General features: G+C 44.9%; 21 protein-coding genes. 3 read left to right on the top strand and 18 right to left on the bottom strand.

Going from position 1 to position 17781, the window contains the following annotated elements; genetic code table 11:
- Positions 1-3: 3 nt before the first annotated feature.
- From HJV72_RS14515 to HJV72_RS14430, 18 genes are all read right to left on the bottom strand, one after another.
- The gene (locus HJV72_RS14515) at positions 4-2040 is read right to left on the bottom strand and encodes a CHAP domain-containing protein (RefSeq protein ID WP_038274640.1); all 2037 of its coding nucleotides are present in this window, start codon (positions 2038-2040) and stop codon (positions 4-6) included.
- Positions 2041-2089: 49 nt separating this feature from the next.
- Entirely contained in the window at positions 2090-4525 is a 2436-nt protein-coding gene (locus HJV72_RS14510) for a VirB4-like conjugal transfer ATPase, CD1110 family (RefSeq protein ID WP_002610325.1), read from the bottom strand.
- Complete coding sequence (locus HJV72_RS14505; protein WP_003529188.1) at positions 4473-4877, bottom strand: PrgI family protein; 405 nt, start codon at positions 4875-4877, stop codon at positions 4473-4475. Before HJV72_RS14505 ends, HJV72_RS14510 begins: the two co-directional genes overlap by 53 nt.
- A gap of 21 nt (positions 4878-4898) precedes the next feature.
- The gene (locus HJV72_RS14500) at positions 4899-5768 is read right to left on the bottom strand and encodes a VirB6/TrbL-like conjugal transfer protein, CD1112 family (protein ID WP_003533371.1); all 870 of its coding nucleotides are present in this window, start codon (positions 5766-5768) and stop codon (positions 4899-4901) included.
- Between the two features lie 16 nt (positions 5769-5784).
- Positions 5785-6000 carry a Maff2 family mobile element protein gene (locus HJV72_RS14495; protein ID WP_002610321.1) on the bottom strand — a complete coding sequence of 72 codons (216 nt, stop codon included), beginning with the start codon at positions 5998-6000 and terminating at the stop codon, positions 5785-5787.
- A gap of 198 nt (positions 6001-6198) precedes the next feature.
- On the bottom strand, positions 6199-6366 hold the full coding sequence (locus tag HJV72_RS14490) for a hypothetical protein (protein ID WP_002610319.1): 168 nt from the start codon (positions 6364-6366) through the stop codon (positions 6199-6201).
- Positions 6359-8146, bottom strand: a complete 1788-nt coding sequence (locus HJV72_RS14485) for a VirD4-like conjugal transfer protein, CD1115 family (RefSeq protein ID WP_003529196.1) — start codon at positions 8144-8146, stop codon at positions 6359-6361. Before HJV72_RS14485 ends, HJV72_RS14490 begins: the two co-directional genes overlap by 8 nt.
- Positions 8143-8619, bottom strand: a complete 477-nt coding sequence (locus HJV72_RS14480) for a PcfB family protein (RefSeq protein WP_002610294.1) — start codon at positions 8617-8619, stop codon at positions 8143-8145. The genes HJV72_RS14485 and HJV72_RS14480 overlap by 4 nt, the downstream gene beginning before the upstream one ends.
- An 82-nt stretch (positions 8620-8701) precedes the next feature.
- Positions 8702-8920 carry a DUF5348 domain-containing protein gene (locus tag HJV72_RS14475; RefSeq protein WP_002610290.1) on the bottom strand — a complete coding sequence of 73 codons (219 nt, stop codon included), beginning with the start codon at positions 8918-8920 and terminating at the stop codon, positions 8702-8704.
- A gap of 19 nt (positions 8921-8939) precedes the next feature.
- Entirely contained in the window at positions 8940-9830 is an 891-nt protein-coding gene (locus tag HJV72_RS14470) for a DUF6017 domain-containing protein (protein WP_002610284.1), read from the bottom strand.
- A gap of 342 nt (positions 9831-10172) precedes the next feature.
- Positions 10173-10337 (bottom strand): hypothetical protein, encoded by a 165-nt coding sequence (locus HJV72_RS20200; protein ID WP_330619001.1) that lies wholly within the window; start codon positions 10335-10337, stop codon positions 10173-10175.
- Positions 10338-10392: 55 nt separating this feature from the next.
- Positions 10393-10503 (bottom strand): helix-turn-helix domain-containing protein, encoded by a 111-nt coding sequence (locus HJV72_RS14460; protein WP_208072041.1) that lies wholly within the window; start codon positions 10501-10503, stop codon positions 10393-10395.
- Positions 10504-10622: 119 nt separating this feature from the next.
- Entirely contained in the window at positions 10623-11987 is a 1365-nt protein-coding gene (locus HJV72_RS14455; RefSeq protein WP_208071978.1) for a hypothetical protein, read from the bottom strand.
- Positions 11988-12014: 27 nt separating this feature from the next.
- Positions 12015-14021 carry an RNA polymerase sigma factor gene (locus HJV72_RS14450; RefSeq protein WP_208071976.1) on the bottom strand — a complete coding sequence of 669 codons (2007 nt, stop codon included), beginning with the start codon at positions 14019-14021 and terminating at the stop codon, positions 12015-12017.
- A gap of 45 nt (positions 14022-14066) precedes the next feature.
- A complete protein-coding gene (locus HJV72_RS14445) occupies positions 14067-14453 on the bottom strand; it encodes a hypothetical protein (RefSeq protein WP_208071974.1) in 387 nt (128 codons plus the stop codon).
- A gap of 59 nt (positions 14454-14512) precedes the next feature.
- Positions 14513-15274: a hypothetical protein gene (locus HJV72_RS14440; RefSeq protein ID WP_208071973.1), complete on the bottom strand. Its 762-nt coding sequence runs from the start codon at positions 15272-15274 to the stop codon at positions 14513-14515.
- Positions 15275-15482: 208 nt separating this feature from the next.
- Positions 15483-16394 (bottom strand): hypothetical protein, encoded by a 912-nt coding sequence (locus HJV72_RS14435; RefSeq protein WP_208071971.1) that lies wholly within the window; start codon positions 16392-16394, stop codon positions 15483-15485.
- The gene (locus HJV72_RS14430; RefSeq protein ID WP_208071969.1) at positions 16378-16536 is read right to left on the bottom strand and encodes a hypothetical protein; all 159 of its coding nucleotides are present in this window, start codon (positions 16534-16536) and stop codon (positions 16378-16380) included. The genes HJV72_RS14435 and HJV72_RS14430 overlap by 17 nt, the downstream gene beginning before the upstream one ends.
- Before the next feature lie 171 nt (positions 16537-16707).
- Here HJV72_RS14430 and HJV72_RS14425 point away from each other — a divergent pair, with 171 nt between their 5' ends.
- The 3 genes from HJV72_RS14425 to HJV72_RS14415 all read left to right on the top strand — a co-directional run bounded on the left by HJV72_RS14425 (position 16708) and on the right by HJV72_RS14415 (position 17686).
- A complete protein-coding gene (locus HJV72_RS14425) occupies positions 16708-17049 on the top strand; it encodes a helix-turn-helix domain-containing protein (RefSeq protein WP_208071967.1) in 342 nt (113 codons plus the stop codon).
- A gap of 78 nt (positions 17050-17127) precedes the next feature.
- Entirely contained in the window at positions 17128-17391 is a 264-nt protein-coding gene (locus tag HJV72_RS14420; protein WP_208071965.1) for a type II toxin-antitoxin system prevent-host-death family antitoxin, read from the top strand.
- Positions 17384-17686, top strand: coding sequence for a type II toxin-antitoxin system RelE/ParE family toxin (locus tag HJV72_RS14415; protein ID WP_208071963.1), 303 nt, complete (start codon positions 17384-17386; stop codon positions 17684-17686). The genes HJV72_RS14420 and HJV72_RS14415 overlap by 8 nt, the downstream gene beginning before the upstream one ends.
- Positions 17687-17781: the final 95 nt, after the last annotated feature.

Below are 17781 nucleotides of genomic sequence, written 5' to 3'. Positions count from 1 at the left end.
GCTTTACCAGTTCATCAGCCCGTAGCCTTTGATACATTGATAGTTAAGGTCATAGCTCTTTATCTTGCAAGCGTCGCCGGAATTGCCCTCAACGGTATAGACGCGGCTGCCGTCCCTGCCAAGCACAAGCCCCACATGGTCGGCAACACCGTCTAAATCCCAATCGAAAAAGATTGCGTCGCCCGGTGCGATATTCTCATAGCCGCGTGCGCCCCATTGTCCCCTTGACTGAAACCAAGGGACACCCTGCCATTCGCAGCCCGCAAATCGGGGTTCGCTTTTTCCGGCTTGATTGTAGCACCATGATACAAAACAGGCGCACCATTCCACGCGGCTGTTAAAGCCGTACCAAGACCAGTAAGGGTAGCCGCCCACGTTTCCGACTTGCTGTTTTGCAAGTTCCATAAGCTCTTGATTTCCGGGGCGCGTACCGTTTACAAACTCCACGCCGCTTAAATCCTCAGACGGGCTTCCGTCGGGAGAACCGCCGCCAAAAATCAGCGGTTTGTTGCCGCTTGTTTCCAAGTACACATGAAACATTTCAAGCTGCTGTGGCGTAAGAAGTTCCTCCGCAAGCTCGGAAATCAGCTTATTTGTCAGTTTCACATTCAAGATGTAATACTCATAAGGGACTTCCTCGGTGGTGGTTTCCCCGGTTTCCGGGTCGGTACTTGTTTCGGTGCGGTAGCGTATTTCCACTTCCTCGGTCAGCGTCAAGGTGTACTGCATGGAAAAGATACGTTCAAGCTCTGCCTGTGCGCTCTGCGGGGTGTAGCTCTGCAAGAGGGCGGTCAAATAAGACGCAAGTTCGTGGGGGTTATGCCCGATACTGTCAAGGTCGTAGCGGTATTCATCATAGCCGGGGTGGGTGCTTTCGATATTGTCAATCTCACTTTGCAGCCCGTTTTCCAATGCGGCATAGTTGTTTTCAACTGCCACAAGGTCGCTGTCCTCGGATGTGTAGGAAGTGCCAAGCACCCCGTTTGTCAAGCCCGAAAACATAGCCCCGCAAGAGGACAGCCCTGCGGAAATCATAATAAAGAGAAGCAGCGCGGCAACTGCAATCAAAATGCCCGCCGGGTGTCTTGCCGCAAATGCGGCGGCTTTCCTCGTTTCCTCGGCGGTTTTCTTCGCCGTCTTTCTTGTGGCTTCCGCTGCGGCTTTTGCCCCTCCTTTCTTTGCCGCCTTTGCATACTGGCGTTTTATCTGCTGTTTCTGCATGAAACGGGAAAGCGGGTTAGAAGTAAGCTGCGGGTTGTCGTGCAGGGTTTTGTGATACTGGAAGTTGACGTTTGCCTTAAATGCTGCCTTTTCTGCCTTTGCCGCTTCCCGGTAAGGTTTCAGCTTATGGCTGCGGTAGCCCTGTTTTAACTTCCGCGCCCCGTATTTCGCGCCGCGCTCGGCAAGTTCCTCCGATTTATGCGCCCCCTCAACGCCGGAATTGTCCTTTTCAACGGAATGTATCTTGTTGTGGACGAAAATCCCTGCTTCCTGTGCGGGGCGGGACAGCGGGTTTCCTTTTTTGCCGCCGGGTATCGGTTTTTCCTGTTCTTCAAAGTGAAGTCGGGTCTTTGCCTTTCCTGCGGCTTCGTCAAAGGTGCGCTCCTTAACCAGTTTCTTTTGCTTCGGGATAGCTGCCTTTGCTGCGTCCAGTCGGTCAGCGGCTTTGTTTGATTTCTCAATATAGCATTCCAGTTCCGGGACGGCAAGTTCTTCCTCGGTAAACTGCAAGCGGGAAGATGTTGTTTGTACGGTAACTTCCTCCTGTGCTTTATGTACCGCTTTTTTACTGGCTCTGCGGGTCTGTGCTGCTTCGATATGCTCCATAACGCGCTCTGCTGTGGCGGTGTCCCTTGCGGGGGAAGCTCCCGGTGCGTGGGGTAACGGGGAAGTTTGGGACGCTACACCTTGAAGCTGCGTCCCGTCCTGCGCCGCTTGCTGCTCCGGGGACTTTTGAAAATCCGCGTCCTGTTCCCGTTTACTGATACGCTCGGCGGTCTGCTGTGTTTCGTTTACCTCAATAAGCCCGTCGCGGGTCATTTTCTGTGTGATTTTATCGCGGGATTTATATTGCTTCATGGTCTGCACCTCACTTTCCGCTTTCGGAAACTTCCTCCGGCTTCGTTGTCATTACCCTGTAAAGCTCGGTATCTTTCGGGAAGCGGTCTACAAAAGGCAGCACCACATTTCCATAGAAGATAAGCCCCTCGCCCGCTTCGGTGTGGGTAACATACTTCATCTGCTGCGGGGAAATATTAAGCTGCTTTGCAAGGATAGTACGGTCGCCCTGCGCTTGATTGAGCATGAGGACAAAATCGCTGTTCTCAAAGATATTTTCCACCTCGCGGCTTGCCAAAAGGTCTTTGACGTTCTGCGTAATGGCTGTTGGGATACCGCCCCATTTACGGAAACGCTTCCAAATCTCCACGCTGTAAGCGGCGGTCTGTTCCTCTTTTAAGAGCAAGTGAAATTCGTCCATATAGTAGCGGGTCGCCTTTTTCTCTGCCCGGTTTATCGTTACCCTGTTCCATGTCTGGTCTTGCACAATGAGCATACCTAACTTTTTAAGCTGCTTTCCAAGCTGCTTTATATCAAAGCAGACAAGGCGGTTAGAAAGTTCCACGTTGGTTCTGTGGTTGAATACGTTAAGGCTGCCGGAAACATACAGCTCCAATGCCGCCGCGATACGGGCAGCTTCCGGCTCCGGCTGTCTTAACAGCTCGTCGTAAAGGTCGCCCAAGATAGGCATTTTTGCCGGGTCGGGGTCTGCAAGGAACGGGCGGTACACATTTCTTACAGCCCTGTCAATGACGGTCTTATCGACAGGCTGCAAACCCTCCTTGCCTCCGATAACAAGCTCGCAAAGGGAAAGGATAAAATCACTTTTCAGCGCAAGGGGGTTGTCGTCCTCGCTGTAATTAAGGTTTATGTCCATAGGGTTTACATACTGGGGCTTGCCGTCAATGCCCCTGCCCGTAGGGGAAAGACGTATCACTTGCCCATTAAGACGCTGCACAAGGGAAAAATACTCGGCTTCCGGGTCGCAGATGATAATGTCGTCGTCGGTAATGAGGAAAGCATTTGTCATTTCCCTTTTTGCCGCAAAAGATTTTCCGCTTCCCGGCGTTCCCAATATAAGCCCGTTGGGATTTTTGAGCTGCTTTCTGTCGCAGAGTATCATGTTGTTAGAAAGGGCGTTCAAGCCATAGTACAGGGCTTGCCCCGTCTGAAAAAGCTCCTGCGTGATAAAGGGAATGAAAATAGCGGTGCTTGATGTGGTAAGCCCCCGTTGTATCGGGATAAGGTTTTCCCCAATCGGCACACTGGATAAAAGCCCTGCTTCCTGCTGATAGTCAAGGCGTGTCAGGCGGCAGTTGTATTTCTGTGCGATACCCGCCGCAGCGAAAATATCATTTTCCAGTTTCCGCTTCGTGTCTGCCATGTTTACCACAAGGAACGTAAGGAGAAACATTCGCTCGTTGCGGCTCTGTAAGTCCTGCAACAAGTTCTTTGCTTCGCTGCCAAAGGTGGCAAGGTCGGACGGGATTATATCCATGTCATAGCCGCTTCTAACCGCTTTTTTCTGTTCCTCAATCTTCATCTTGTCAAGGTCTGTGATTTTGCGCTTAATGGTCTTGATTGCTTCCGACTGGTCGATACTGCGGATATGTAAATTGACGATTACCCCTGTTTCCAAGTCCAGTATGTCGGCAAGCATACGGTCGTTAAGCTCCGGCGCAAGGATTTCAAGGAAGCTCGCCGCGCCGATTTTCTTCCCCATGCGGAAATATCTGCCCTCGCCAAAACGGAAAGAGGACGGGGCGATAAAATCCTTTGTAGACAGCCCCGACGGGGTAAGCCAGTCAAAGGAAAAGGAGAACGGCTCGCCCTCCGGGTGGAATACCCCATGCAGCACCTTTAAGCGTTCATAGCCGGATAAGGGGCGGGCGGTTACGCCAAGCACCTTGAAATTGTTAAACACGTCGGTTTCGATACGGGAAAGTCTTGATTTTGCAGCCGCCTTGTTATCGGCTTCAACGGTAAAGGTAATGTATTTGTGCTTCACAAGCCCGTTGTTGCCTTTACTAAGCTGATTTTTCAGCATATCCGAATACTCGGTGCGGATAGAGTTAAAAGCGTCCTCCTGTGCCGGGATAGTGATAGCTTTTTCTGCCTGTTCCCGCTGCGTCCCTTGATTGATGAAAGAAAGCTGCACGCTCACGCTCGCGTCAAAGTAGTTGAGGAAATCGCACCAGTTTTCAAAAATGGCGGTCTTATCGTCTGCCTGTGCAAGCTGATAATTGATGTCCTCGAACACGACGCACTTTGAATATCTCTTTTCCGTAACCTTGCAGATACCGTCCGGGTACATGGCAAGGTAAGGAATGGTCTGCTGTGCGGTGCGGGCTTTGCCGTCCCCCTTTGCCTTTCGGATAGCTTCGGCAATCTGTTTCTTTTCGGCGCGGGTCAGCTTACGCCTGTTTCCTGCGGCTTCCCGCGTCTTTTTTGTTTGTCCTTTTGACAATCGCTGATACCTCCTTTTCAAGTTTTCGCTGCTTTTCCAAGACAGCGTATAGGTTTTCGGTTCTGTAAGGTCGCTCCTTTGGGCGGGTAAACTTTGTCTGAACGACATTTCTTACCACCACTTCAAGGGGCTGCCCATGTTTTTCATACATGGCAAGCAGGAAACAGGGGAGCATGACGACAATCATCGCCATAGCCGCAAGGTTTGTCCCTGCGCTGCCTTTGAGCAAAAAAAACAGCGGCAGTCCGATTAAGAGAGCCGCCGCAAAACAAACGATTTGCCGCTTTGTCAGATTGAAAGCGACTTTTGTTTTGACTTTGGAAAGGTCTTTGGGTACAGGTACATACGCCAAGAAAATACCTCCTTTCTGCCCTTAGTGGGCGTTGAATATGGATTTTGCCAGTGTGCCGGATTTGAACAGGGAAAAACAGAGGATAACCGTATAGGCGGCAAGGGAAAATACCGCGCTGTGCAGATTGTCTGCGATTATCATATCGTTTACCAGTACGGCGTAAATACCGACACATATCATAATGAGGAAGCCTTGAAAACCAAGAGCGAACAGCCCTTTTAGGTAGTTGTTTCCAATCTGTCCCCATTCTCTGTTGGTCATGGTCGCAAATGGAATAGGCGATACCGAACAGTAAAGGTAAATCTCTATCATTCTGCCGTAGAGGATAACGGTTATCAGTACGGACATGATTTTCATGCAAAGGCTTACAAGGCTTGTTTCAAGCACAAGTAAGAGCAGTTCGGGGATTTCCATATCTTCAAGCCCCTCCTGCATGGCGGCAAGGGCTTCGGCAACGTCGATATTCGTATCGCCGCCGATAACCCCCGCTGCGCCGGAAACGATATGCTGCGCCATATCAAAGACCGCCATTGTGATGTTGAACGTGTTGGTTACGATAAACACCGCGACAAAGGCTTTGAATATCCACTTAAAGAACATGAATGTGTCTATGTCGTGCATATTGTTCTTTTCCGTTACCATGCTGATTAGCTCGTAGCATAGGACATAGGTAATGACAAGCCCCGCAATCGGAACGATTACATTTTCAGAAAGGGTCTGTATCATGCTGAAAATATTTGCGTTCCAACCCTGCGGGGTCTGTCCTACCTCGTTTGCGATAGTCCCGACTTTTTCGTTTACGTCCCCGAACATAGTTGACAGATTACCGTTTATCGCTCCGATAAGGATTTCCTTTATCCATTCGTTAATCGCGTCAAGTATGCTCTGCATAGGCAGCTACCCGCGCTTAACCGAACAAGCCGGAAAGCAGAGGTACAAGGATAGTGCCGATAAGGGCAACGCCGCCGCCCGCCATGAGCTGCTTAATGCCCTGTGATTTTGCGCCCGGATTATCATTTCCGTAGCCCTCCAAGAGATTGATAACGCCCCAAATGCCAAGTCCTGCTCCAAGAGCGATAACCAAAGTCTGTAATACGCCGATTGCGCTGTTGAAAAATTCCATAAAACTCCTTTCTGCCGCAAATGCGGCTTGCCCGTAAAAGGGCATAAAAAACGGCGGTCAGTTTTCAAACTGCCGCGGTCATAAGTCCCCGCGCTGCCTAAATGTCTGCTGCGCGGCGGTATTCAGTTGTCAGTGTGGGCGATAGGAATTTTTGTAGGGGCGCGTATCATGCAAGTTGTCTTTTTCTTTGTTACTGCGTCAATTCCTCCTTTCTTTTCGCTGCTGCTCATACAGGGCTTCACACCGTTTCACAAACTGCCGGATAGCAGCCTGCCGCTGCTGTTCCCGTCGTTCAGCAATCGAAACAAGCCCGTTTATGGCTTCTGTGATTTTCTTGTCCTTTTTCTTTCTGATACGTCTATTCATGGTCGGTGTCCTCCTGCAAATCGCTTTCGCTGATTTCGTAGTAGTCAAATACTTCGTCCGGCTTCACAAGGGCGGGTCTGCGCCTTAAATGCTTTTCCATATCAAAAGTATTTTTCTTGTCATAGTCGGAAAGATATTTATAGTTGGGGTGCTTTGTAATGTCGTACTTATCAGAGAAGAACGGGCGCACCCCTCGTAGCTGTAAAATACATTTCCCGCCGTCCATAACCGCTATTTCATCTTCCGTCATAAGCTGCTTGCCTAACTTCTGATAGTTCAGCCCATGCGATACCTCGCGCCCCCGGTTCTCGGAAGTGTTGAAGCTGTCAATGGTTTCTTTCCCCAAGATTTCCGACATTTCTTTGAGGGTGGTTTTCTCCTTGCCGCCCAAGAAAAGGGTGGTGTCGCAGTTGCCGACTATGGTATCGGCGTTGTCCTTATAGATTGCCTTTAACTGGCTTTGCGACTGTAAGATAATCGACGCGGAGATTTCCCGGCTTCGTATGGTGGCTATGAGCTTTTCAAACTTCGGTATCTGCCCGATATTTGCAAACTCGTCTAACAGACAGCGCACATGGACGGGCAGCCTGCCGCCGTATTCATCATCTGCCTTGTCGCAAAGCAGATTGAAAAGCTGCGTGTAAAGAATACTCACGACAAAGTTAAAAGTATCGTCGGTGTCGCTGATGATAACAAACAGGGCGGTCTTGCGGTCGCCTATGGTGTCAAGCTCCATTTCGTCGGTTTCCATAAGGTCGCGCAGCTCCTTAATGTCAAAAGGGGCAAGCCGCGCACCGCAGGAAATGAGAATAGAGCTTCGTGTCTTTCCCGCAGATAACAGGAATTTCTTGTACTGCCGGACGGCAAAGTGTTCCGGGTCTTTTTCCTCCAACCGTTCAAACATGAGGTCAACGGGGGACTGAAATTCCGGGTCGTCCTCGCGGGCTTCACTGGCATTTATCATTTCAAGCAGCGTCGTGAAGTTCTTTTCTTCCTCCGGGGCTTCGTACCAAATGTAGCCGATAAGGGCGCAGTAAAAGAGCCGTTCCGATTTTACCCAAAAATCCTCCCCGGCTTTTTCCCCGTCCCCTTTGGTGTTGGCAATCAAGGTATTTACCAGTTTCAAAATGTCTTTTTCGCTGCGGATATAGGCAAAGGGATTATAACGCATGGATTTCTTAAAATTTATCGTGTTCAGCACCTTTATCCGATACCCGCCGCGCTGTAAGAGCTTCCCACACTCGACTAAAACCGTACCTTTCGGGTCAGTTACAACGTAGCTTGAGTGCATTTGCATTAAGTTGGGCTTCACAAAAAATCTCGTCTTGCCGCTGCCGCTTCCCCCGATAACAAGGATATTTTTATTCCTTGCATACTTCGGCTGCTTCGGGCGGCTGTTCATGGTAAGCCGTTCCGTCTGTGTCAGAAGCACGTTATTTTGAAATACCGGGTCGGTATAGGGCTTTATATCTTCGGCGTTGCCCCAACGGGCTGAACCGTATTCGATACCTTTTCGGTATTTCTTCGCGTTCTTGCCTTTGAAGTACACCATAAGCCGGATAAGGACAGCCCCCACAATACCGATAAGCAAATCCATAGGGGCAAGGCTCGGAAGCGGGGTTGCAAAGGCAGCGGAAAAGCCGTCTGCAAGGGAAAGCACCTTGCCGGAAAGGTCAGCCCCCGGCGCAAGGCGTACCGCTTGTCCGATTTTGTCAAAGAGATAGACAAAGAGCAGATAGGGGGCATTTAGGATAAGCAGCTTTTTAAGTTCCGGCTTCATAGCGATACCTCCCTGTCCTTTTTCTTCACTTTGTCCTTCTGTGCGTTCAGAGCTGCCGCCTTGTCTTTCAGAGTGGAAAGCAGCTTGCGGATAGAGGGCTTTTTATCCCTGCCTAATTTCTTTGCGGTAAATTCCCGGAACGCTTCGGTCATAACGTCAATATCCTTGCCCTTAAAAGACACAAGATAGGTCGGCGGCTTGCCGTTCTCAATCTTCTTGACGTTGTAATCAAGCCCGCTTTTCCTTGCGATAGGGTCAAAGGCTTTGATATTTTGGTCGGTAATCTCAATGTTGGAAACCTTTTCTCCCTGCTTCATAAGCTGCCGCATAGTGATTTTCCCATGCGGGGCTTTGGTTAGCTGCCCTTTGCCTTTGGCAAGCAGGGCTTTCATAGCCTTTTGCAGCACTTCGGCGGTCAGCTTAGATGTTTTGATTGCTAAAGACACGACTTTTTCATTGACTTCATCTTGCATGAAATCCCTCCTTTCATAGTTTGGTTAGGGTGGTGTGCCGCTTCGGGGCATAAAAATAAGGCGTACATTTTTCATGCCGCCTTTAGATACGCACCCGCAGCCCGTTCAAATCCGAAGCCCTCACACCGACAAGATACCAGTTGTCCCCGTACTCCATGCGGGTCGGCTTCCATTTGCCGCGTACAAACACTTCAAGGCAATCCCCACAATGCAATCCTCCGTAGTAGTCGTTAAGGTCAAAGCGAATGTCGTAACGGTCTGCCGTTTCATCAAAAATCAAAGCTCCTGTTTTCTGTGTCATATTAAAATCCTCCTGTTTTTTAATAGCCGCCGTACATATCGTGGTTGACAAGGGCGGTGTAATAGCTGTCAATGGTGTTGGGCGCGTTGAAAAGTACCGCTTTCAGATATTGCTTGATGTTACGGATTTTCGTGGTGTTCTCTTTCATGCAGTCAAAGACAAATTCAATGTGGCTGCTGTTCAGCTTCATAAACTTTGCTTTGACAAGCTCTGCCGGATAATCGTCCCCGGCGATACGAATTGTCTTTCGTTTGGTGCAGACAGTTTCAAGGATAAGGGACACAATCTCGTCCAAGCGTTCCCTGTCAATGTTGGTATGCTTGATAAAATGCTCATACTCGATATTGTCCTTGATGATTTCCTCATACACGCTGTATGCGTCTGCCGCTTCCGTTCCTTTCCGTTCCGGCTCTGCCGTTTCTTCCCTCAAAGGAGAGGGGTTAGGGGAAAGGATAGGAATGGAATGGTTACTTGATAAATCCGTATTTGATTTTTCTTTTTTTGGTAAGTCAGTCTTTTGTATATCTTTATTTAATTGCATTGGATTTTCCAACGTAGGTTTTTCCTGCGTAGGATTTTCCAATGTTGGATTTTCCAATGTAGGTAAATCCAAGTTAGGCGGCTGCTCATAGATGATGTAATCAGTTCCCCGCAAGCGTCCTTTCTCGTCGCGCTCCCTTGAACGCTGAATATATCCGGCTCTTTCAAGCTCCCGGACAGCTTCGCGGATAGCGTCGATTTTTTCCCGGTTGATATAGGACAGTCCCGCAAGGGTATAGTCCCAATCCTCCGGCAAGGACAGCATTTGCGATAACAGCCCTTTTGCCTTTAGGGAAAGTTCTTTGTTGCGTAAATGGTGGTTGCTCATAACCGTATATCCTGTGTTTCTCTCCACGCGGAAAACTGCCATAGCTTCATCAACTCCTTTGCTGCATATTTGTTACGCGGTAGAACAGCGATTTTAAGGGTTTAGGTATCAATCCCTTACCCTGTGAAAACCGTACCCGCAAAGCCTTGTGTAGCAAGACTCTTTTTGCCCCTACTGCGTAACATGAGGGTAAAAAAATAGCGGCGTTCCTTGTTTCCCGGTTGGGATAAGGTAACGCCGCCAGTGCGGTGCTATATGAAATTGTGTGATTGCCGACGTGCCGCGCCGCCAGTGCGTCGCGTTTGTATTGGGTTGTTTCATGCTCGCAAGATGTTCCGGCATATCAAGGCGCAATCCGTTAAAAGTAGTAAATTGGTAGTAAAATCAATCTGAAATCCTGCGAATGTGCTTGTATTTCAAGGGTTTTTCGGGATAATCAAAATTTTTACATTCAATATCCTTGGTTGCGCCTTCTTCTCGAAGCTGGTTAATACGCATATCTATAAATGTCTCTAATTCTTTAGTTGTCAATTTTCTATATTCAATCATTGCCATATGCTCCTTACAACTTTTATAAATTCCATTCCACTAAAGCAACAGCCTGCTATTTTACATGAACAATCAATTCGCCAACTTCGCATTCGAAATATTCACAAAGTTTACAGATTAGATTTGCGTCCAGTCTTTGAAATTCATTTCTGCGATGTCTAGCTATATAGTTATTCTATTATAGGGTTTAGGAAAGAGAGGTACATGCACATGAGAAGAAAAAAATTTAGCAATCCAAGCATTCTCCTTAAAAAAGGGGATACGGATGTGTATCCCCTCATATCATTATCGTGTAGCGCCACAATCGCAATACTCATAGTCCGTATAGGTCTGTGTCTCGTTATGCCCATGGTCTTCCGTATGGGAACCGACTGCAACCCTTTCCGTATGAATACATGCAACATTCTGCCTACTACCTGTACAGCCGTTAAGCTGGTGATTGGAACACTCTGCCGGACTGTTGAAACGGCCACCACACCCACCACAAATACTGTCACATGTGTGTTGTGCCCTATTTTCATAGTCATCAACTGTCACAACATTCGGTACCCAAACTGTCTTTGTTGTCGTATGTGCTTTCCAGCTATGGGTATGCGGAGCTGGTTTTGGTTCGCTGGAACCTCCGCCTGCGTTAGAAGATGAGGAACCGCCACCCGCATTTGAAGATGAGCCTCCACCTACATCAGAAGATGCGTTTCCACCAGAATCAGAAGGAGCGCTGCTGCCACTGCCAGAAGGCGTATTGCTGCCTCCGCCAGAAGATGCGTTATTGTCCGTATTCGCTGTGGTGTCTTTCTCGTCAGCGATGACGCCGTCATCTTTCTTGTCCGTCACCTCCACATCCGTTTCCACTTCCACGGTGCTGTCTGGCTTGACATTCTCTTTTACCACTTCGTCTTTCGGCAGGTCTTTCTCTGTCTCTTTGTCCACCACTTCCGTATCGGTCGTTACATCCACGTTCTCTGGTGCGAGCTTCACTTCATAAGTTACCGTATAATGCCCGGCTCTCCCGAACTTGACATCTGACTTCTTGACGGTGATGGATTCGACCTCTTTCACCTTGTCTGCAATGTTCTTGGCACGGACATCGAAGTCATAGTCTTTTAAATTCTCAGACAGCTTTAAGTTCTGTGTGATGGCTTTCACTGGTTTTATGGTTTCCGGCAGAACATGCACCTTGATGTTCACGGATTCGGTACTTGTCTTCTTGTCTTTATCCACAAGAGTAAAGGATACCTTTAAATCCGATGCGGTCTTGGTCGGTGTGGTGAAGGTAAGTATCGCATTTGGTACGTTATTCTTATCCACCAATTCTTTGATAGCTTTATCTTTTGCAGCGGTGTAAAGCTTTGTCCCAGTCGTCGGGTCTTTGCCTGTCTCCAGCTTAATTGTCTCCCCGCCATAAAAAAGGCTTGCCTCTTTCACAGTCTGGCCCTTCTTAAGCACGACCTTATAAAGCAGGTCAGACAATTTTACTGGGTCTTTCGCAATAACGTTCCCGATTTCTGTCTTATCGAAGGTGGCGGTTTTTGTTGCTGTCCTGTCGGTTGTCTCTTTCACTTCCGCCTGTTCGTTATTTCCGCACCCAGCCAATATAGTGGCTACCAATAAAAAGCTCATTGTAATTGCTGTCATTGACTTTCTTCTCATGATTTTTCTCTCCTGTCATCTTCAAAGCTAATTGGTAATATCAATCCACTGTACTAGCGCATTTGTATTTGTAAAAGTTGTATTTGCATCATCACCCATCGTAAACTGATATTCCGGTGTTTCCGCTGTAATAAGCTCCCCGTTCTGTATCATTATCTTGTACATACTGATTTGCCCTGTTCCTCTGGAAAAGTCCTGACGGTAAATCCCTGACCCATCTGCCATAAGCCAGAGTGTCGGTGCATATACCTCACCGTCAATTGTTTTTAATTTATATCCATTTCCCGACTTTTCGCAGCTATAGGCATGGCATGCCCGTACATTTATGGTTCCGTTACCATCTGTAAATTCAGCCCCTACAATCAACTCTTCGATTCCGTCTCCGTCCAAATCATATAAAAAGTATCCATATTGTCCCGTGAGAGGTGCTACATTCGGGAAATCATATCCGGGTTCCCCATTTGCAACCGCCTGTCGTACCTCGGCATAAATCTCTTCTATGGTCTGTCCTTGTTCCGTTGATTCTTCCTCTTCGCTCTGTTCTTCCTGCACCTCTTCAATTTTTACAATCTGGTACATTCCAGTCTCGTCCGGCTTCAGGACAGCCCTTTTTTCAACTACCTTTTCGGGTATACCTGACTCGGCCATCCCCGTATTTATAAAACTATATGTATAATAAATCTCCATTTCTTCCTCGGTATATGCTGCCGATGTAATCTCTGCCCCTGCTACAGCCCCGGTGGAAGTAGGACCATAAGTCACTATATCTCCGCTTACCGATACATCCCGGGAACCCAAAGTGTTATCTCCTTCCTTAAGCTGATAGTCCGTAAAGGAAAGAAACATACGGTTTAAATCTTCCGCAGAATATTGCATTTTCCAATCCGTAGTATGCCCATACTCTTTAATAAATGGTTCAGCCCCATCTTCTGCCCTAGCATTACAGAGAGAATTTAGTATCTCCCCGTAATCACTGTCCTGAAATCCCTGTTTGGGGATTTCATCAGGGCCATATGCCAAAACAAATTGCAATTCTTCTTTCGTAAGATTACCCGCAATTAACTTTGTGTAATCGGCATCTTGCAATTCCTTTACAGTCGGAGTTTCTACTGCCGTTCCTTGCTTTTTAGGAACCTCTTTTTGGGGTGTCTGGTCTTTGGATTGCATCTGTGACACGCCATAAAACATTGCTCCGCCTGTAATACAAAGTCCCACTGCCACCACAGCTATTTTCCCGGCCGCAGTATGTAATAAGCCGCTCTTTGTTGCCTGGCTACCCGCTTTTGCTACATGTTTTGTTCCAGCAGATAAATCAGAACCATTTGCCACAACAGGTGAATGAAATAATTTCTTTGCTATTTGATTTCCTACTGCTGCAAAAGAAGCATCGGCCGACAAAGAAGCGCATTCTGTGCGAAGCAAGTAAAGCAGTAACGGCAACGGTGCAGCAGTGTATAGCTTGTATCCTTTCTTCTGCAAACCCTCTGCCTTTATTTTCAGATTATCTCTGCCATATTTTAAACGAGATTTCACAGTATTTTCAGAGCAATCCAATGCAGAAGCAATTTCTTTAATGGATATTCCTTCTATGTGGAACATTAAAATGCAAAGTCTTTGTTCCTCCGAAAGTGTGTCCATCAGTTCACGTACCAGTTGCTGAGTCTCTTGTCTTGTGTAAGCTGTTTCCGGCTGATACTCCATGCTTTCATCTTCTATTTGATATTCGAACTCTTCATTTTCAGAATCTACCGCAATATCTGAGAACAATACCGGATTCTTCTTTACTAGAGCATTCTTTGCCGTGTTTGCCACAATCACTCCCAGCCATCCGGAGAATGCTTCGGGGTTTTCTAATGTATCTAATTTTGAAAATGCCTTCATATATGCATCTTGCAATACATCTTGTGCTGCATCCTCGTTTTTCATATATTGAAGTGCCAAATAGTATTTGCTTTTGAAGGTCTCCTGATATAGAAAAGTAAACCCTCTTTCCTCACCGGCTTTGGCAAGCCTAACTGCTTCCGTAAAATTCATTTCCCTGCCTCTTTTTCCTTTGTTTTAGTTGGTATTTCAAGTTCTTTATTCCTTTTCGAACGTCACTTTCGCACCTTTATTTTCAATTACCAGCTTACCATCCTCAACCGTAGCTTCCTGGTCTGAGTCATTTACTGTCAGCACATATTTATCATCTTTTTTATTCCATGTTCCTTTTTCTTTCCGCCCCATCTGGTCCATGGAAATTTTCTTATACCATTTTATTTCCATCGTCCATTCCCGAGCGTCCTCCGGCTGCCCCAGCTCCTCTTCTGCATACTCAGCAAAATCAGCACTTTTCCCCAAGATTTCTATCTTAGAAGCTTTCCATGTCCCTGTAATTTCTTTATTAATTAATCCACACCCTGCCATTGATGCTGTTACCATAACCGTTACCATTATTATTGCAATTACTTTACTTATTTTTTTCATTTCCCTTTTTCTCCTATAATTATTTATATTTGTGAATTGAATTTAAGGCATTAGCAGTATTATGGCTTCAAAAGAGCATAAGCCTTTCCGACAAATTCTTCCACAGATTTATTGTCATCCAGCACTAAGGAAACTTTAGGATAGTCCAAGAAATCAGTGAAGATATCAAAATGCCATTCATACGCATTTACTGTATTGGAATATGTTTTTGTGTTCCCTCCGCCAATGGTAATTCCATTTTTAAAAGTATATCCACCTCCCGTAGTCTGTGCCCCACCAGATGTGGATGACCCCAAATGCAGCCTTTCTCTGGTTACATCCTTAATATTTGCTTTATTATATGCCACGAGAGTGCTATTACTTGTATCAAAATACACACACCCTTCTTTACCATAAATAAGGCACTTTAGTCCAGTGCGATAACTATACCAGCCTCCACTCATTAACTTCTCTGCTACAGGTTTAATAAACATATCTGCATGCTTATTTACCACCTGCTGCCAGTCTGAAGCGGCTTCATTTAGTTTTTCATGTACAGTTTTGCGTGTTATATACCCGTTTTTCCTTATTAAACTTGCTATAATTGCTAAAGCAACACCAACGAACCAATAGCCCCTTCCCACACCACTTAAAAATATAAACGGACTTAAAACAGCACAGATAATGCTTGCCACCCTATACTTTTTTTGCAAAGCATTCAATCTCTCTTTCTTCTGATTATAAACCGCATTTGCTTCTGCTCCTTCATCCCAATTATCAAAAAGTGGCAATCCGGTAAAATTGTAGAGGTTCCATTTTTGAGGTAAATTATATTCATTCATTTGTATTTTTCTCCTTGTTATCAAAAGTATTTTTTCCCTTGTCAAAATTGTGCACTGCCGTTCTTCATTTAATAATATTAAACAACTCTTTGGCATCGGCTTTGCATTCATCACATAGTTTTCTTTAAATTTTTCTTCATGTTTTCTCTCCCTTCTGTAATATAGCCCAGACAAGACATCTTTTAAAAAAGTTTTATAAATGTAAAGTTTATGGATTGCGTGGTTCAAAAGTAACGTACAATATTTGGGTGCCATCTTCCCTGATACCGGAATTTTTCATGTCATCCGAAGTAAAAGTAACTGTTGCCCCTTTATCAATCTGCGTTTTTGACATAACCTCAGTCTCTAACGTATCGTAGTATTTAATATGGCGTTCCACGTAAACATTTAGGCATTCCCATTGATAATCTGATGTATTTTTAATTGTTACTTCTTCAATAAACCCATCTCCATTCTTGGTAACCTCTGCTTCATATTCATTGTCTTGTGCCAGATACGTTGTTAGAGCAAAGTCATCATTTTCCTTTCCACGGTATGTAATTACTGTCGTGTCAGTATTTATCTGAGGGGTGCTGTACTTTGACACCTCGTCCTGATCTAAGTCTATATTAAAACTAAAGTCCTTTTCTTCACCTTTTCCAACATGACAAATTCCGTAAGACTTGGAAAATCTTTCTTCATGTGTTTCATCTTCGCCGTATCCATTGGTTTCATGCCTCTCAAGAGTACCAACAACTTCAACAGAATCAATAAAATAATCCGTATTGTTTTTCATCTTACCGCTAATTGTTCCATTAGTGGAGTCATATGTTAAGTCTGAAAAGGTTACCTCTTCAGATTCCACTGTTTCATATTCTTCTGTTTCATATTCTTCTGCTTCATCCATGTCTTCTTCGTTTGCAAGACCATTTATAAAGTCATTTAAGATATCACCATTCTCAATTTTTTCAATGTCAGTTACACATTTATCACATAATTCCATTTCTTTTCCCAAAACAGTTTTCGTTTGACAAACCGCTTTCTTTCCACAGATATCACATTCTACTTTTTTCTGGCATCCTGCCAAAAATACAGCCGCTAAACTAGTCCCCACAATAATTTTTTTAATGTTTCTCTTCATAATTTTTCTCCTTTTCTGCTAATTTTTCATTTATTATTTTCTTATATTCTTCTTCGTTTCCTCCCACCTCTTCCCTCTCAAACTCTTTCATATCCCGTTTTACTAAACGAATAAACCATTGAATGAAGCTTATTTTTCTCATTTTCTCACCTCACTTATATAGCTTAGACAAGAAAAGAACTTAAAAGTTTTATAAATTTCAAAAAAAATACTTTATTTGTATGGGCTGAAAATAGCCTGTACAGTTTATTAACATTATACATTCACATGTTATACAATTCAAGCTAATTTAAAGTGTATAGGCGGTAAAAATATGGAGCTAAATTATTATGAAATAGGACAACGTATCCGAAGATATCGGAAAGCATGCAGTCTTTCTCAAGAACAACTGGCAGAAAAAGTCGAAATATCTCCAACTCATATGAGCCACATAGAAACTGGAAGTACAAAATTAAGTCTTCCTGTTTTGATTAAGATTGCCCATGTACTATCAATTAAGACGGATTCCCTGCTTTTTGACAATCCTCTAATTAACCGGACAGATTTGGGAAATGAGATTTTAAATTTACTGGATTCCTGTTCTGTAGAAGATATGTATATTTTGCTTGATACTATTAAGACACTTAAAATGGCATTGGATAAACACCGAAAATAAAATAGCGGAAAGTATATCGTCATTGTTATCGTGGCATAATTATGCTATAATTATGAAAACGAAAGGAGCTGATATATTATGCCAATTATAATGCCAATTAAAGACCTCAGAAATACAAGTGAAATATCCGACATTGCGCACAAAGAGCAGGAACCTATTTTTATTACAAAGAACGGGTACAGCGATTTAGTTGTAATGAGTAGTGAATTATATGATAAATTTGCAAAAACAAACCGCATTGACCAAGCTATCTATGAATCTGAAAAAGAAATGGAAGAGGGCGGAGAAACCATCAACCTTGATGATGCATTTGAAAGGTTGAATAAAAAACATTATGGATAAATACAAAATCAGATTAAATGTACGAGCATACAGAGATTTAGACGAAATATTTGATTATATTTCCAATGACCTGCAATCACCCGAACATGCTAAAGGACAGACTGACAGGCTATGGAAATCATTGAAAAAATTAGATACATTTCCGCAGTCACATCAAGAACGTACCGTTGGAGCATTCGCCGGAAAAGGATACCGCCAATTACTAATCGATAACTATATTGCAATTTTCAGAATTGATGAAACAAAAAAAATTGTTACTGTGGTTACGATACAGTATCAAGGAAGAAACTTATAAAATAGAGGAACATTCTTAAATATCAAGAATGTTCCTCTATGACTTTGTCAAGTTAAGTGTGTAAATTTTATATTTTATTTTGGCAGCTGAATCTG

Origin of the sequence: Extibacter sp. GGCC_0201, from assembly GCF_017566055.1 — a bacterium.
Lineage (GTDB): Bacteria > Bacillota > Clostridia > Lachnospirales > Lachnospiraceae > Extibacter.
Note: the sequence above shows the minus strand (reverse complement) of the source record. Positions and strands in the feature narration are given on the sequence as shown.

Excerpts from the sequence above, each read along its gene's own strand:
- HJV72_RS14515 (WP_038274640.1), bottom strand. The coding sequence starts at position 2,040 with ATGACCCGCGACGGGCTTATTGAGGTAAACGAAACACAGCAGACCGCC.
- HJV72_RS14440 (WP_208071973.1), bottom strand. The coding sequence starts at position 15,274 with ATGAATGAATATAATTTACCTCAAAAATGGAACCTCTACAATTTTACC.
- HJV72_RS14450 (WP_208071976.1), bottom strand. The coding sequence starts at position 14,021 with ATGAATTTTACGGAAGCAGTTAGGCTTGCCAAAGCCGGTGAGGAAAGA.
- HJV72_RS14475 (WP_002610290.1), bottom strand. The coding sequence starts at position 8,920 with ATGACACAGAAAACAGGAGCTTTGATTTTTGATGAAACGGCAGACCGT.
- HJV72_RS14425 (WP_208071967.1), top strand. The coding sequence starts at position 16,708 with ATGGAGCTAAATTATTATGAAATAGGACAACGTATCCGAAGATATCGG.
- HJV72_RS14420 (WP_208071965.1), top strand. The coding sequence starts at position 17,128 with ATGCCAATTATAATGCCAATTAAAGACCTCAGAAATACAAGTGAAATA.
- HJV72_RS14415 (WP_208071963.1), top strand. The coding sequence starts at position 17,384 with ATGGATAAATACAAAATCAGATTAAATGTACGAGCATACAGAGATTTA.
- HJV72_RS14445 (WP_208071974.1), bottom strand. The coding sequence starts at position 14,453 with ATGAAAAAAATAAGTAAAGTAATTGCAATAATAATGGTAACGGTTATG.
- HJV72_RS14430 (WP_208071969.1), bottom strand. The coding sequence starts at position 16,536 with ATGAGAAAAATAAGCTTCATTCAATGGTTTATTCGTTTAGTAAAACGG.
- HJV72_RS14470 (WP_002610284.1), bottom strand. The coding sequence starts at position 9,830 with ATGGCAGTTTTCCGCGTGGAGAGAAACACAGGATATACGGTTATGAGC.
- HJV72_RS14480 (WP_002610294.1), bottom strand. The coding sequence starts at position 8,619 with ATGCAAGATGAAGTCAATGAAAAAGTCGTGTCTTTAGCAATCAAAACA.
- HJV72_RS14490 (WP_002610319.1), bottom strand. The coding sequence starts at position 6,366 with ATGAATAGACGTATCAGAAAGAAAAAGGACAAGAAAATCACAGAAGCC.
- HJV72_RS14495 (WP_002610321.1), bottom strand. The coding sequence starts at position 6,000 with ATGGAATTTTTCAACAGCGCAATCGGCGTATTACAGACTTTGGTTATC.
- HJV72_RS14455 (WP_208071978.1), bottom strand. The coding sequence starts at position 11,987 with ATGAGAAGAAAGTCAATGACAGCAATTACAATGAGCTTTTTATTGGTA.
- HJV72_RS14435 (WP_208071971.1), bottom strand. The coding sequence starts at position 16,394 with ATGAAGAGAAACATTAAAAAAATTATTGTGGGGACTAGTTTAGCGGCT.
- HJV72_RS14485 (WP_003529196.1), bottom strand. The coding sequence starts at position 8,146 with ATGAAGCCGGAACTTAAAAAGCTGCTTATCCTAAATGCCCCCTATCTG.
- HJV72_RS20200 (WP_330619001.1), bottom strand. The coding sequence starts at position 10,337 with ATGATTGAATATAGAAAATTGACAACTAAAGAATTAGAGACATTTATA.
- HJV72_RS14500 (WP_003533371.1), bottom strand. The coding sequence starts at position 5,768 with ATGCAGAGCATACTTGACGCGATTAACGAATGGATAAAGGAAATCCTT.